Raw genomic sequence first — 13,877 nt, forward strand, 5'->3', positions numbered from 1 at the left:
AAAATAATGGATAACCCTACTCTTGAAAAACTCATCTGTGATCCGTCATTCATAGATTATTGTCTGAATCATGAATCAGACAATTTTACTTATTGGGAAAACTGGATTGAGGAAAATCCCCACTATGTATCCTTAGTAGTAGAAAGTAAAACGTTAGTTTTACAGCTTCAGGCTATGCCGTCTGAGGAAGAAGTCGCAAAGGAAAGACAACGTCTGTATCAAGCGATTGATGAAGCTAAAGTAAATCGTCAATTTCTGTTTCGCAAATGGTTTCCTTACGCTGCCGCGTGTCTACTGGTTGTGGGTATGTGCATCTTTTTGTTTCGACAAAGACCGGCTATACTGCAAAACCCTATGCCAATAGTTGCTCTTTTAAAACAACAAGTTCCCGCGGGTAAGTATATGAACGTCCAACTGACTGATGGAACAAAAGTAAGATTAGGTCCTACTTCTACATTAGACTATCCTCAGCAATTTGCAGCTAGTGAACGAAAAGTGACGCTTAAAGGTGAGGCTTTTTTTGATGTAGCTCATCGTACAGACCAACCCTTTATCATCCAAACAGGAGAATTTCATGTTAAAGTGTTGGGTACCTCATTTAATATTCATGCTTTTGAAGAGGACAAGGTAGCAAAGATTGCCTTGTTTACGGGTAAAGTGGAAATCTTTAATGATAGCATACGCCTGGTAATCTTACCTGGACAGGCATTTGTATATGACAAAGTGTTGGCCAAATATACTATAGAATCTTTTGATCAGGGACAAGAACGAGAGACGATGAATGGGGTATTGCACTTTAATCATGCTACTTATTCGGATGTTGGTAAACAATTGGCTCGTAAATATGGTATTTCTTTTCAGGCTAATGCAGATGTAGATCTTGATTTTTCTGGAACTATGGCGCATGAAAATCTGGATCAGGTATTGGATAAATTAACCTTAACCACCTCATACCGCTTTTCTCTTGAATCTAACACCTTAATTGCTCATAAAAAATAATATGAAAAAAAATAATAGACTCAGTAGGATCTGGGTTCGTTCTTTATTTCTTGGTATCACTTTTTCATATCATGGATTAACGGTATCGGCACAACAGCTCCATATTGAAAGTAAAAGTCAGTCGCTTAAATCCATCTTGGAACAGATCGAAAAACAGTCGGGCTATAGTTTTCTTTATGATGAAAAAACCATCAATCTCAACCGTAAGATTTCACTACAAATGACCGGTTCACTGACTCAGATCTTACAAAGTCTGGAGCAACAGACTTATCTGCAGCTGAGGTTGTCAGGAAGAAATATCTTAATCAACAATGGCTCTGTAGGTGTTCTGACTGGGAAAGTGACCGATGAAGCGGGATTGCCCTTATCGTTGGTTTCGGTGTTCTTTAGAGAACTGAACCAATATTTTTTGACAGAGCAAGATGGTTCTTTCCGGTTCCAGTTTCCAGCACATCGTCTGAAATCTGCTGAGATCAGGTTTTCGATGATCGGAAGGCAGGGCACTACGCTTAACGTAGCGCTGGATAAACAGCAGACAGGTATATCGACTGTACAGTTACCGTTATTAAGTGTAGGCCTCGACGAAATTACGGTTAGCCCTCGTACGAATCAAAATTTAGAAAGTAATAGTTCACTTTATATTAATCGGGAGGTTATTGAACAGTCAGGAGCGCTTAGTCTCAACGATTTATTGAGTTTAGTACCTGGACAGAAAATCGCTGCTCCATCTTTACAGCAGGTACAGCAGGCTAACTTACGTAGTGCTTCATTCGGTACAAATTCTTTGGGCACCAAAGATCCTTTTTCATTGAATAATTCTTTTGGAATTGCTTTGATTATGGATGGAATCGCGCTATCCAATAATGCCAATATGCAGACGCTCAATCCTGGGATCAGCGGTATGGGAAATTCTTATGTAGGCGGTAATATATCCGATTTAATGGGTAGTGAAGAACGCGGGGACCGTTATACTGGTGATTATACGTTTGGAGGGATCGATTTACGTCAAATTGCAACGGATAACATTGAAAGTGTGGAAGTGGTGGCTGGTATCTCTTCGGCAAAATATGGAGATATGACCAATGGGGCTGTGATCATCAATCGGATCGCTGGTGCAACTCCCTTCAACTTTAATATGCAACTTCGTGATAATGCAACTGTATATGGACTAACGAAAGGTTTTCAAACTAAAAAGTGGGGTGCTCTTACCGTAGGCGGTAATTTTACACGCTCTTATAATGATAACCGTGATAAGCTCAAATCGTATGACCGTGTTGGAAGTAATTTGATATGGAGTACAGCAGCTGGTCAAGATCGTGCTTTTACCAATACATTTACTGCTGATTACGGTCGCAATCTGGACAATGTACGTCGTGACCCAGATGATCCTACTGCAACACTACTGCGCTATAGGGCCTATAATTTTTCTGTTGGTAATCGGACTAATTACAGGATCGACAACAGTTTTCTGACTAATATTGGTTTTAATGTGCGTTATAGTGAGACTTATCAGAATACCTATAAAGAGCAATTCATGAATAATACTTACATCATCTATACCGATGCCACGGATGTAGGGGTTACAAATGGAAAATATGCTTCTGGTATCTATACAGCAGTGACCAATCTGGAAGGCAAACCTGTTGATTTTACGGCTAGACTGGATTTGAATGGTAGTTTCCATACTGGTGATATTTTACACCAATTGAATTTTGGTTCTTCATACAATTTTTCAAAGAATAAGGGGCGAGGGCAGATCGTAGATCCTACACGTCCTCGAAATAATACTTCAACTGCAAATGGAGATAACCGATCTGAACGATATTATGATTATTCACGTATCCATGCTCAAAATCAGATTGGATTCTACGCCGAAGATGTTTTTAGAACAACTATAGCAGATCGCAATCTGCATGTACGGATAGGAACGCGGTTGGATCTGTTTGAAGGTTATGCTACATTTTCACCACGTACAAATATCAATTATGAAATCACTCCGGATCTGCGCATTGGTTTAGCTTATGGATGGGGTAGTAAAGCTCCCGCATTGGCTCAGTTATATCCGGGTCCCGTATTCTTTGAAATCCCGCTATACCAACGCACTGCAGTAAAAGATAATGGTGCTGTGGATGAGGTAAATAGTTTATACTTACTATATGTAGATAAGTTTACTCCTGACAATAGCAAATTGAAACCTGCACTTTCTGAACAGTTGGAGTTATCGTTGTCCTATGAACATCGCGGATTTAGAGGGGGCTTGAATGTATACAGTAAACGCAATTATCGGGATATATATACCGAAATGTCTTTTAGCTCAATCTTATTGGGTAACTACATAGACAATTCGGACCAAGAATCTGAGTTGCCCTATGTGATTGATGGTCAAAAACGTCATCGCCTGTCCCGCTATAATTTTGTTAATGGGGGAACGACTAAAAACCAAGGTATCGAGATCATGTTATCCACCCCAAAATGGACGGCGATAGCCACTTCATTTAATCTGCGTGGCGGTATAACCAAATCCATCTATAACCCAGTTCAAAATTGGAAAAACGTAACCAATAACACCAATAATCCAAATTATGCTGTAACCGGTGTATATCCTGTATTTGAGCGCACCAGCTGGACCAGTAATGCTGCGCTTACCTCGAGTACCCATATTCCAAAGGCTAAACTTTTATTAAACTTTATTACGGAGTTTAATATTTTGAATAAAACCAATACCGAAGCTATAGACGGTATTCCCGTAGGTTACTTTACGCAAGACGGTAGCTATTTTGAAATTAAGAAATTTGACGAAGGAAATGCGGACTATGCACATCTGCTTCGTCCTATCGAAGAAGTAAACAATCAAAATCAACCCGGGTTATATACCAATTTTCATCTTAACTTATCTAAAGAAATTAGTAAACGACTGACCTTGGCCTTTCATGTTTATAATGTATTTAATTATCGTCCGCAATATAAGCGATCGGATAATACGATGGTCATTCCTAATGGTAAACCAAGTTATGGTGCTCAAGTAAGACTTAAACTTTAAGCATATGAAATTACAACAATATTTAATGCTGATGATCATTTTTATGGGGTCATTGAGCAGTTGCCAAAAAGAATTATTGCCCAATAATGGCCCTGTGGATGTTACAGTCAATATTACTTATGAAAGCGAGGAGTATCAAGATAAATTACCTGTAGATACCATCACGGTTAATATCTATTCGTTGAAAGGGAAAAAAATATACAGTGCCCAAACGGGTGCTGACGGTCATATTATGTTTCCACAGCTTGCTCCTAATACCTATAGGATACAAGCTGTGATCAGCTTTAAGGTCGATTTGTTTAATCAATTGCTGGATAGGCAAGAGGATTTTGATGTCACCTTTAGTTCGGAGATCAAAGAGATTATGGTCGGTAGGGATATAGATCATCACTGGGATTTGTCCTTGGTGAGTGGCAATTTCAATCCAAATGGCTTGGTGATCAAACAGATCTATTATGCGGGTTCGCATGCGACTTTGGGAGCAAGTTTCCGAGATCAATTTATTGAAATCTTTAATAATTCAGATCAGATCCAGTATGCCGATAGTTTGTGTATTGCTGAGGCATATGGAGCAAATAGTATCAATTCACTTTATAGTTATCAAGCCACTAGTAAACAATATGATTGGAGTAAATCATACGGTATGCCTGAAGGGATAAGGGCAAATGCGGACTATGTATATGCGCAAACTATACTCCGCTTGCCAGGTCAAGGTCAGGATTATCCGATCGCTCCTGGTCAAAGTATTGTTATAGCGGCTACGGCAACCAATCATAAAGCGCCTTATGAGGGAGCAGATGGGAAAGTAATCGCTGTTCAGGATCCAAGTTTAACAGTCGACCTGAGCAAAGCAGACTTTGAAGCTTACTATGCACCTTATATCGGTACAACAAGGCCTTTAGCATCTGATGTGGATAACCCCAATGTGCCGAATGTGGAGGTAATCCGACGGGGAAGTGGTGCCGATTTGATCATGAGCCAGACCGCACAGCAAAGCTGGTTTATCTTTCGATCTGATGCTATGGGACCTGAAGCAAATTGGAAGGGGTACGGATTGCCTTATGCGGATGGTCAGGTTAATAATTCCAAAGCATATATACAGGTGCCAGTTGATCTGATCTTGGACGCAGTAGAGCTGCAGTCTTCCACTTCAACGCAATATCCAAAGCGATTTTCTGCTCAAAATGATGCGGGATGGATTGCTGTGGATGGTGGAGCTCGTTCCTCGAATGCTGTCATTCGGAAAACCAAAGCAGTGGTCAATGGAAGAAGAGTGCTGCAGGATTCTAATAATTCGAAAGATGATTTTGTTTCCATCAAAGCAAACCCAAAGGGTTTTGCAGATTAGATCAGGTACTTGATTAAAATTAATACCATTCATGAAAAAACGAGATATAATAGGATTGTTGTTTGCAACTTGGGGGGCTTGTCTTCCGGTATATGCGCAAACGACTGTAGAGCAGGATACTATAGAGCGCCGAATACGTCAATTTACTGTTGAGAACCCGATGTGGTTAGAGAAGTCTGTTTCACCTCGCTATAGCCTAATTCAATTGGGATACAGTCAGATCAGTGGTGAGTATCGGGCTGCTCAGGATGCACAAAAAATAAAAAATATCAATTTTAACTCGGAGGGTGCGGTAACGATTAAAGATGTACGGCTTTGGGGAAGATTTGCTTATAACCGCAGTACGGAAGATAGTACGAGGTTTGCCCATCAAACGCGAGAAAATCTGGCATCACCCTGGTACTTTGGGTCGTATGGCTACAACCATTATGAAAGGACCAATTACTTGATTCAGACTAGGGGACAAAAATACTTTGCTGACCGTCGGTACTCGGTGTTCGGGGGCTTGGATTATCATGTGGGTAATCATTTTAGTAACAACGATCCAAGAGGTACGATTGATGCGATTCAGGTCAATGGAAGCCTAGGGGGGAGTGCCCATATTGCTTCTGGATGGGAGCTTGGGGCAGAGGCGAAGTATGGCTATGGCCAAGAGCGTGTGGAAATAGCCTATCGTAATGATCAATATGCGTTAAGTGCGGTTGAATCTCCTTATATGAACTACATCGTAAGAGGATATGGTTGGAAAGTGAGCGATTGGTTAAATGAAAAGCGGATGTATTATCAGAATGATATGAAACGTTATGGTGCTAAGTTTTATTTATCTTGGGATGGGCATTTGGGAAAGTTCTATGGAAATATAGGATACCTGCAGGAAGTACAACGCTATAGACAGACGTTACGTAATGATTCGCGCATCCATGAATTGAGCAAGTTCAATCTGGATCAATTGAGTTACCAACTTTTGTGGAACTTAAAACAGGCTAATCGTACCTATCTGGCATCTTTTAATAGTTTCATTCATAGCGGTAAGGATCGGGTGATCGAAAGTGGCGATGCACAGAATTATGTCTACCGAAAGAAACGTCATACATTGGATTTTTCGTATTTGGTGCAGAATAAAAAGTGGCAACAGCTATATGAAGCTAATATAGGTTATACCAATCAATTGCGCCATGATGGAGGTACGGAAACACGATTGGATTATGATCGTCTGGACTATGGATTGGCAACATTATTTACCTATGCTACAGCAAGAAATCAAGAGTTTGAATTTGGTTTGACCGCTTTTATGGAAAGAAATATTGGTGTTGCATGGACGCTTCCTGTAATCAATGAAAATGTATTTCATCAATATGTGTTTTATCATGATATTCTGTATCATCAGGCAAATATGTGGGGAGGTAAATTGCGTCTGGGTTTTATGCAGCGACTTAGAAAAAGTAATTACATCAAGTTGACAGCAGATTATACGTATCGTAAAGCTGATCAAGCTGATGCTTTGGATAGAATGAATTTGGCTCCTTTGGGGAGGATACGCGAGGAGGGAAGCTTACGTTTAAGTTATGGGTTTTAAATTGGAGATATTTGATTTTGATGAAGAAAAATAAGTTTTTGGTGGCACTGATGGTTTGTTTACCTGTACTAATCAGTGCTTTTGGAGATGCAGTAGATACGGGATATTCGATGGTTGATCTTCGCCGCATATACAGCAGCGGTGATATGAGCCAGTGGCCTAAACCACATTTAGATGCTTCGGTTCAAAAAGGGTTTGTTGATATTGGAGTTTTACCCGCTATAGAATATCCGCAATCAAATCCCTTCAGTAAAGAAAAGGCTTCATTGGGAAAACTATTGTTTTTTGATGCACGGTTATCGGCATCGAAGCAGTTATCCTGTGCGAGCTGTCACGATCCGCAGCTCGGTTTTGGTGATGGTAAGAGTTTAGCTCATGGCCACGGTAGAAAAGAAGGGAAGCGTAATGCGATGACTTTGTATAATGTGGGATATTATAAGAGTTTCATGTGGGATGGAAGGGCTAAGAGTCTGGAAGATCAAGTTTTGTTGCCTGTGCAAGATCACGTGGAGATGAATACCGTTTTGGACACGATGGTCGCACATGTTCGCGAGATAGAAGGATATAACGTACATTTTAAAAGCGCTTTTGGTGATGATCAGGTGACTTTATGGAGAATCCAGCAGGCATTGGCAACTTATGAACGCAGCATTGTGAGCTATCCAAATAAATTTGATCGCTTTGTGTCGGGGCAATCCGATGCGCTAAATGATCAGGAATTAGAAGGGCTTCATCTTTTCCGAACTAAAGCTCGATGTATCAATTGTCATAGCACGCCTTTGTTTTCGGATAATTTGTTTCATAACGACGGACAGACACTCTATGGTACCAAGCAGGAGGATTTTGGACATTATCATTTAACAGGTGATCAGAAAGATATAGGAGCATTTCGAACACCTTCACTTCGTAATGTTGCATTGACGGGGCCTTGGATGCATCATGGAAACTTCCCTACGCTTAGGGATGTTGTAGAGCTTTATAACCTGGGCAATCCTGCTCCTATACAGAGAAGGGTGGTGGTTGATGAAAAGACGAGACCTATTCATTCCCCTTTGTTAAAAAAACTTGACCTTTCTAAAACGGAAGTCGATGCGGTATTGGCATTTTTGCAGGCACTAAGTAGCCCAACGCAACGTCGGATAGCGATGCCTGATCTTCCTGAATAGGGGTTATATATTAAGTATATTATTATTTATAGGGTGAAAACTAATCATGAGGTATGAGATTGAATCTTTCGTCAAATCTAGGATACCACATATGGCTATTCCTATAATTAATGTCCAGGAAATGTAGTCTTTGAATTCATTGTTTTTATGTTTGATAAATAAGAGATGAACAATTAGATGTAGGATCATAAAAATATCAAAACCCTTAATAAATGTGCTAGAGGATTGAATAGGTGTGAGTCCATCATATATCAAGAAGAATAATGGGATATGTGCTAAGAGGAAGAGCAAATATCCCATTTGTTCGTTGAGCAAAGAGAGTCCTGGAAAAATCCGCCATTCTTTACACCTTATGGCATCGACTTCATGAAGGATGAACAATACGATTCCGATATATAAAAAGATCTGTTCTGGCATCTGATGTCGCTATTTTTAAATTTAGTTGATAACTAATTAAATTTAGAAGCAAATATAGGACTATGTCCTCATAATACATCTTCATTAATAAAAACTCCTGTTATAAAACCAACTGTATTTCAGATAATTTTTAATGTGTTAATTAGGAGCTACTTTCGGCAAAAAAAAGTGCAATAAATAATAAAGAGCTCATGAATAGGAAGTGGTATAAAAAAACATAAAAAAAATAGAACAATAATTGTTAAATACTGTTTTATCTCGTGAGTAATTAATTAAAATAACCAATTATGAAAAACAAGATTTTTTTCGTGTTATGCTTATTGACAGGCCTTATGTTTATTAATGCAGGTTTGGATAAATTTTTTCATTATATGCCTATGCCTAAAGACATGCCAGAGGAAATGGTAAAATCGAGTAAGGCTTTTATGGAAATAGGCTGGTTGATGCCTTTAGTGGGTGTGGTCGAGATTGTTGGTGGACTGTTGTTGATTTCGGCTAGGACTAGGGCATTAGGCGCTCTTGTCATATTGCCGATATTAACAGGTATTTTGCTGACTAATATTACAGTAGCTCCTTCTGGACTGCCCATTGTATTTGTATTGATCGCAATTATCTTATGGATCATAATTGATAATTGGAAAAAATATCTTCCGATGATTGACAAATAACTTATCCAAGAACTTTTACATTTTTATTTATGTCTGATTTATGCCCTATTTACTTCATGTAGATGCCTATATCAATAATAAAGAGAAGTTCAACCTGTTTTTGTTGTTTGCTTTATATCTGATTTAATGGATATGACATACTCAAGATGAGTAGTCATATCCTTTACTTATTTTCTATTTTTTTTGATTCTTTGTTCTATAGGTAAATCCAAAATTGCCATTAGCAATAAGTAATATCCTTTTTTCAATCCTAACTTTGTTGATTTTTGAGTTTGCTTATTCATGACTTTAATTTTTAGTGTTACTACGTTTCAATAGGCTTTTTTCAAAGCTTGTGCCATCTTAAGGGTAGGAAATGATTAAGGGTATTTATCTGATTAGATTTGCGTATTTTAATAATATATGATCGTTATTTATACTTAAATCCTACTTGCTGTTGTACAAGATCAATAATAATTATAGCTCAACAGGGATTTATATTAGAGAATCATTAGAAAGTGAGCGGAGTAACTTTTAAAAATAATATTATCCCTAACTTTGTTGTTTTAGAAAATTAAGGATTTTCTACGTGTAAATTCTATTATAAAAATATGACTGTTTTAACGTTTACATTAATTATGCTACTAGGGGCGATTTGCGCTGGTATTATTGGGTCCCTATCGGGGCTTGGCGGTGGTATAGTCGTAATCCCTTTACTGACTATCTTGCTTGGAGTGGATATACATTATGCAATTGGGGCCGCATTGGTTTCCGTAATCGCTACTTCCTCTGGATCAGCAGCGGCTTATGTCAAGGAAGGTATTGCCAATATGCGTCTAGGAATGTTTCTGGAGATTGCTACAACAGCTGGTGCGGTGGTAGGTGCTTTAATTTCTACTGCTGCACCAAGTTCTTCTATTGCTATATTATTTGGTTTTGCTTTGATTTTTTCTGCTGCAAATTCACTTCGAAAAAAAGAAGAGCATATCGTGACTCAATCCAGTAAACTTGCTGAAAGATTGAAATTACCGTCTACTTATCCCGTTGTGAAAGGACAGGAAGTGGCGTATGGGACTAAAAATGTAATTGGCGGTTTTAGCATGATGGGTCTTGCTGGTGTACTTTCAGGAATGCTGGGTATTGGTTCGGGAGCTTTTAAAGTGATTGCCATGGATACGATAATGAGAATCCCTTTTAAAGTATCCACAACAACCAGTAATTTTATGATGGGGGTGACGGCATTGGCTAGTTGTGTTATTTATCTTCAAAAGGGATATATTGTTCCTGACATATGCTTGCCGGTGATGATTGGAGTATTGATAGGGGCAATGATTGGATCCAAAATATTGATGGCTACGGATCCGAAAAAGCTCCGGATATTTTTTGCTTTTATCATTTTTTTCTTAGCTTTTAATATGATTTATAACGGTTTTAAAGGTAAGTTCTAATGCAGATTACAGATAAAATTATTCAAAAAATAATAGGTAACGTCTTAAAATACGGTGTAAGAAGTGTATTAATCATCAGTATTATCGGGGGATTGATCTTTCTTTTTAATCATTCGAATGAGACTGTTGCCTATGGAAGATTTACGGAAAATGATCGAAGTATTGTCGATGTTGTTTCTGGCATTTTAAAGGGTGTAGCGAATCTTCAGGGACGTGCGATTATTTATTTAGCTATTTTAGTGCTTTTTTGTACGCCTTTGTTAAGATTGTTGCTTTCCTTATTGAGCTTTATACTTGAGGGAGATAAGTTATATGTTTTTATAACAAGTATTGTTCTTGTTATTATTGGGTTTAGTATGTATTTCGGGTTTGGACATTAATAGCCGACTCATCCAAGTATTTGATATCAATATCGTTCATACTGATCATCTCAAACTTTTTGATAAATGAAAAGTTCTCCACATGGGAGAACTTTTCTATATAAAGGGTACTTGTTTTCTATTTTCTCGCCTTCTTGATTTTTTCTTCTATTGGTAGGTCTAAAATTGCCATTAGCAATAGGTAATATCCTTTTTTCAATCCTAATTTTGTCCCGTTTTGATTCTCTGCATTCATAGTAGTCAATTTTAATGTTCAGTAGATATAACTGTGAAAACTTTTTACAAAGCTTGTGCCATCTTATACCAACTTTGTAATCAAGCGTATTTATTTTAAGTGTTTTAAGTATTTTTCTGAGGCTCATTTGTTATTTATACGTACTGCTCACTTTATATTATCTCACTATTTTCTCCATTTGACTTATCATAAGCACTTGTTTTAGGGTGATATTATAAACTACTGAGCACGTAATTTTTTTCCATTTTTGCGATCAGGGGTATTATTTTTTAAGGAAAATTTTACTTAGCAAAACGTGTTTTTTAGATAAAATAATCCTAACTTGCTCAGAGCAAATTTTATGAGTTGTTTGACCACTGTTAATGTATAAACCCATGATCCTAAACCATTCTAAATTACTAATTGCCAGTATGGCGACTTTTTTTATTCTTTCCATGATTTCTTGTAATAAGGATGACTTGAATCATAATACAGCGCTTTTTGATACAGATTACAAGGATATCCAATTGAATTCTGGTTTTGCTCGTAATGGTATTGCTATTCATTCAAAGGAGTGGTCAGTTGCATATGTTAAAGATGCTGTTACAGGAGAATTATTATCCGATAAAGAGGGAAATCCAGCTGTATTAGCTACTGTTGGTGAGGTAGAGCTATGGGGTAGTTGGTTGAAATTGGAGAAGACTGATGAAAATAATTTGTTAACGATGTCCTTGACAGAGAATTTTAATCGTATTCCTCGAAAATTTTTGATCGGTATCGTTGCGGACGGCAAGCAAGATGAACTTTCTTTCACTCAGAATCGAGGAGAAACCTATGAGATTGTTAAAAAGGAGATTATAGAAGTACCGGGAAGCCGAAAGGAATATAACAGTAATGAGGGTTGCTATACCATCACGCTAAATAATAATACTTCTAGTGCAAAAAATATGGAGACTACTTCTATATTTAAAGATGTTAAATACATGTCCGAATTTACAAGTGATGATCAAGATGCTTTTAGTTGGATGAATACTCCAGACTCACTTATTTTTATGGGTGAAATCTTGAAGGATGGGGTGACGTATTGGTCTAAACAAGTTCCTTATAAAAAAGGCCAGTATTTAGAATCTTATATGAATGAGGGAAGTAAACAAGAACTGCTAGTTGAACCGTATACAACGATCAATGTAAGTGGTGAAATCTCGTATTTAACGCGGGAGTGCCTTTATACTTTTACTATTAAAAATAAGTCTTCGGGTTATATTTTTGATATTTCTGGCGTTTGGAAACAAAAAGTACCTTTGTCTTCAATAACTAAAATCTTCTAATCGTTAGATCTCTGATGTTTGATCATGCTGTTTTTTAAACATAGCATTTCGATATGCTTCACCCCATTTGGCAATTTCATCTATAATGGGTTCTAATGTACGGCCATATTCGGTCACTTCATATTCGACAGTGATGGGTTTTGTGTTGAGTACTGTGCGACTTATCAAATGATTCATTTCCATATCCTGCAGTTCTTTGGATAACATTTTTGCAGCGATTCCGTCTACTTCGCGAAGCAGGTCCATAAAGCGTATTTTACCGCCTTCCATAAGTGTTCCTAGAATGTGAAATTTCCATTTCCCTGATAGAATTTCCATGGTGTCTGTTATCGCTGTTATCCGTGCCTTACATCCTGACCTATTATTGATGGTTTGATTTTTTCTCATGAGCTATCTATTGATCCAAAATTACAAAGTAAAATTACGGAAACGATCATTAGTTTCCAATAGGAAAGTAGTTTCAAAAAGGAAACTAATAGCAATTGTAAACTATCACTAAGTTATCTTTGCATGGTATTTAATTATCAAAATTATAAAAAATGAAAAAATTATCAATCGTAGCAGTAGTGGCTTCTGTAATCTTAGCCTCATGTGGTGGTTCAAATGGCGACAAGGCACAAACGGGAACAGAGCAGCAAGTAGCTGAACAAAAGGGTGTAACTTTTACAGTTGATACAGCTGTAAGTACTATTAAATGGAAAGGATATCACAAAGGTGGTTTTGATCCAAGATTTGGTACTTTAAAAAGTGAAGGTACTGTATCTCTTGAAGAGGGTACAATTACTGGTGGATCCTTTGTTATTGATATGAATTCTGTGGTTACAGATAAAAGTTCTGTAGATCCTGCAAAATCAGGAGGAAAAACTTCTGCAGACTTAGATGGGCATTTGAAAACTGGTGATTTCTTTGAAGTAGAAAAATACCCTACAGCTAAATTTGAGATCACAAGTGTAACTGCATTTGACGCATCTAAAGACAAAAGTGTAATTGCTGATGCTACAAATATCATTAGCGGAAATTTAACAATTAAAGATAAAACTGTAAATGTTACTTTTCCTGCAAAAGTAAACGTAACGGATAATGAAGTGGGTGTTCAATCTAAATTTACCATCAACAGACAAGATTGGGGCTTAGCTTATGGAACTGAAGGTGATCCGAAAGATTGGATGATTTCTCAAGAAGTAGATATGGAATTGAATATCACTGCAAAAAAATAAGCAGTTAAAAAACACGCTTTAAATAATTAAAGCGTGTTTTTTAATTATTGGATATAATCTAAATCTGATCACCAACAAGATTTATCAGTATACTATT

General features: G+C 37.5%; 12 protein-coding genes. 10 read left to right on the forward strand and 2 right to left on the reverse strand.

The window, feature by feature from the left end; translation table 11 throughout:
• The first annotated feature begins 6 nt into the window (after positions 1-6).
• The 5 genes from C8N37_RS18055 to C8N37_RS18075 are packed head-to-tail and all read left to right on the forward strand — an operon-like array spanning position 7 to position 8,129.
• On the forward strand, positions 7-999 hold the full coding sequence (locus C8N37_RS18055; protein WP_108160213.1) for a FecR family protein: 993 nt from the start codon (positions 7-9) through the stop codon (positions 997-999).
• Between the two features lies 1 nt (position 1,000).
• Complete coding sequence (locus C8N37_RS18060; RefSeq protein ID WP_108160214.1) at positions 1,001-4,039, forward strand: TonB-dependent receptor; 3,039 nt, start codon at positions 1,001-1,003, stop codon at positions 4,037-4,039.
• Positions 4,040-4,043: 4 nt separating this feature from the next.
• Positions 4,044-5,387 carry a DUF4876 domain-containing protein gene (locus tag C8N37_RS18065; RefSeq protein WP_108160215.1) on the forward strand — a complete coding sequence of 448 codons (1,344 nt, stop codon included), beginning with the start codon at positions 4,044-4,046 and terminating at the stop codon, positions 5,385-5,387.
• A 31-nt stretch (positions 5,388-5,418) separates the two neighbouring features.
• On the forward strand, positions 5,419-6,963 hold the full coding sequence (locus tag C8N37_RS18070) for a DUF6850 family outer membrane beta-barrel protein (RefSeq protein WP_108160216.1): 1,545 nt from the start codon (positions 5,419-5,421) through the stop codon (positions 6,961-6,963).
• Positions 6,964-6,983: 20 nt separating this feature from the next.
• Positions 6,984-8,129 (forward strand): cytochrome-c peroxidase, encoded by a 1,146-nt coding sequence (locus C8N37_RS18075; RefSeq protein WP_108160217.1) that lies wholly within the window; start codon positions 6,984-6,986, stop codon positions 8,127-8,129.
• A gap of 3 nt (positions 8,130-8,132) precedes the next feature.
• Here the strand turns inward: C8N37_RS18075 and C8N37_RS23300 are convergent, their stop codons facing one another.
• On the reverse strand, positions 8,133-8,546 hold the full coding sequence (locus tag C8N37_RS23300; RefSeq protein WP_108160218.1) for a DUF6713 family protein: 414 nt from the start codon (positions 8,544-8,546) through the stop codon (positions 8,133-8,135).
• A 287-nt stretch (positions 8,547-8,833) separates the two neighbouring features.
• Here C8N37_RS23300 and C8N37_RS18085 point away from each other — a divergent pair, with 287 nt between their 5' ends.
• The 4 genes from C8N37_RS18085 (at position 8,834) to C8N37_RS18105 (ending at position 12,563) form a co-directional block, all read left to right on the forward strand.
• Positions 8,834-9,214 carry a DoxX family protein gene (locus C8N37_RS18085; protein WP_108160219.1) on the forward strand — a complete coding sequence of 127 codons (381 nt, stop codon included), beginning with the start codon at positions 8,834-8,836 and terminating at the stop codon, positions 9,212-9,214.
• Positions 9,215-9,804: 590 nt separating this feature from the next.
• Positions 9,805-10,641: a sulfite exporter TauE/SafE family protein gene (locus tag C8N37_RS18090; protein WP_108160220.1), complete on the forward strand. Its 837-nt coding sequence runs from the start codon at positions 9,805-9,807 to the stop codon at positions 10,639-10,641.
• Positions 10,641-11,021 carry a DUF1634 domain-containing protein gene (locus C8N37_RS18095; RefSeq protein WP_108160221.1) on the forward strand — a complete coding sequence of 127 codons (381 nt, stop codon included), beginning with the start codon at positions 10,641-10,643 and terminating at the stop codon, positions 11,019-11,021. The genes C8N37_RS18090 and C8N37_RS18095 overlap by 1 nt, the downstream gene beginning before the upstream one ends.
• 609 nt (positions 11,022-11,630) lie before the next feature.
• Entirely contained in the window at positions 11,631-12,563 is a 933-nt protein-coding gene (locus C8N37_RS18105) for a hypothetical protein (protein ID WP_146171105.1), read from the forward strand.
• A 3-nt stretch (positions 12,564-12,566) separates the two neighbouring features.
• Here the strand turns inward: C8N37_RS18105 and C8N37_RS18110 are convergent, their stop codons facing one another.
• Positions 12,567-12,950 carry a winged helix-turn-helix transcriptional regulator gene (locus C8N37_RS18110; protein ID WP_108160224.1) on the reverse strand — a complete coding sequence of 128 codons (384 nt, stop codon included), beginning with the start codon at positions 12,948-12,950 and terminating at the stop codon, positions 12,567-12,569.
• A 152-nt stretch (positions 12,951-13,102) separates the two neighbouring features.
• Between C8N37_RS18110 and C8N37_RS18115 the strand changes: the two genes are divergently transcribed.
• On the forward strand, positions 13,103-13,780 hold the full coding sequence (locus C8N37_RS18115; protein WP_108160225.1) for a YceI family protein: 678 nt from the start codon (positions 13,103-13,105) through the stop codon (positions 13,778-13,780).
• The last annotated feature ends 97 nt before the right edge of the window (positions 13,781-13,877 follow it).

The organism is Sphingobacterium faecium, from assembly GCF_003054045.1.
Classification (GTDB): domain Bacteria; phylum Bacteroidota; class Bacteroidia; order Sphingobacteriales; family Sphingobacteriaceae; genus Sphingobacterium; species Sphingobacterium faecium.

What these genes read in the sequence shown, in the direction of transcription:
- C8N37_RS18065 (WP_108160215.1), top strand. Translation starts at nt 4,044, where the DNA reads ATGAAATTACAACAATATTTAATGCTGATGATCATTTTTATGGGGTCA.
- C8N37_RS18075 (WP_108160217.1), top strand. Translation starts at nt 6,984, where the DNA reads ATGAAGAAAAATAAGTTTTTGGTGGCACTGATGGTTTGTTTACCTGTA.
- C8N37_RS18060 (WP_108160214.1), top strand. Translation starts at nt 1,001, where the DNA reads ATGAAAAAAAATAATAGACTCAGTAGGATCTGGGTTCGTTCTTTATTT.
- C8N37_RS23300 (WP_108160218.1), bottom strand. Translation starts at nt 8,546, where the DNA reads ATGCCAGAACAGATCTTTTTATATATCGGAATCGTATTGTTCATCCTT.
- C8N37_RS18115 (WP_108160225.1), top strand. Translation starts at nt 13,103, where the DNA reads ATGAAAAAATTATCAATCGTAGCAGTAGTGGCTTCTGTAATCTTAGCC.
- C8N37_RS18085 (WP_108160219.1), top strand. Translation starts at nt 8,834, where the DNA reads ATGAAAAACAAGATTTTTTTCGTGTTATGCTTATTGACAGGCCTTATG.
- C8N37_RS18110 (WP_108160224.1), bottom strand. Translation starts at nt 12,950, where the DNA reads ATGAGAAAAAATCAAACCATCAATAATAGGTCAGGATGTAAGGCACGG.
- C8N37_RS18105 (WP_146171105.1), top strand. Translation starts at nt 11,631, where the DNA reads ATGATCCTAAACCATTCTAAATTACTAATTGCCAGTATGGCGACTTTT.
- C8N37_RS18070 (WP_108160216.1), top strand. Translation starts at nt 5,419, where the DNA reads ATGAAAAAACGAGATATAATAGGATTGTTGTTTGCAACTTGGGGGGCT.
- C8N37_RS18055 (WP_108160213.1), top strand. Translation starts at nt 7, where the DNA reads ATGGATAACCCTACTCTTGAAAAACTCATCTGTGATCCGTCATTCATA.
- C8N37_RS18095 (WP_108160221.1), top strand. Translation starts at nt 10,641, where the DNA reads ATGCAGATTACAGATAAAATTATTCAAAAAATAATAGGTAACGTCTTA.
- C8N37_RS18090 (WP_108160220.1), top strand. Translation starts at nt 9,805, where the DNA reads ATGACTGTTTTAACGTTTACATTAATTATGCTACTAGGGGCGATTTGC.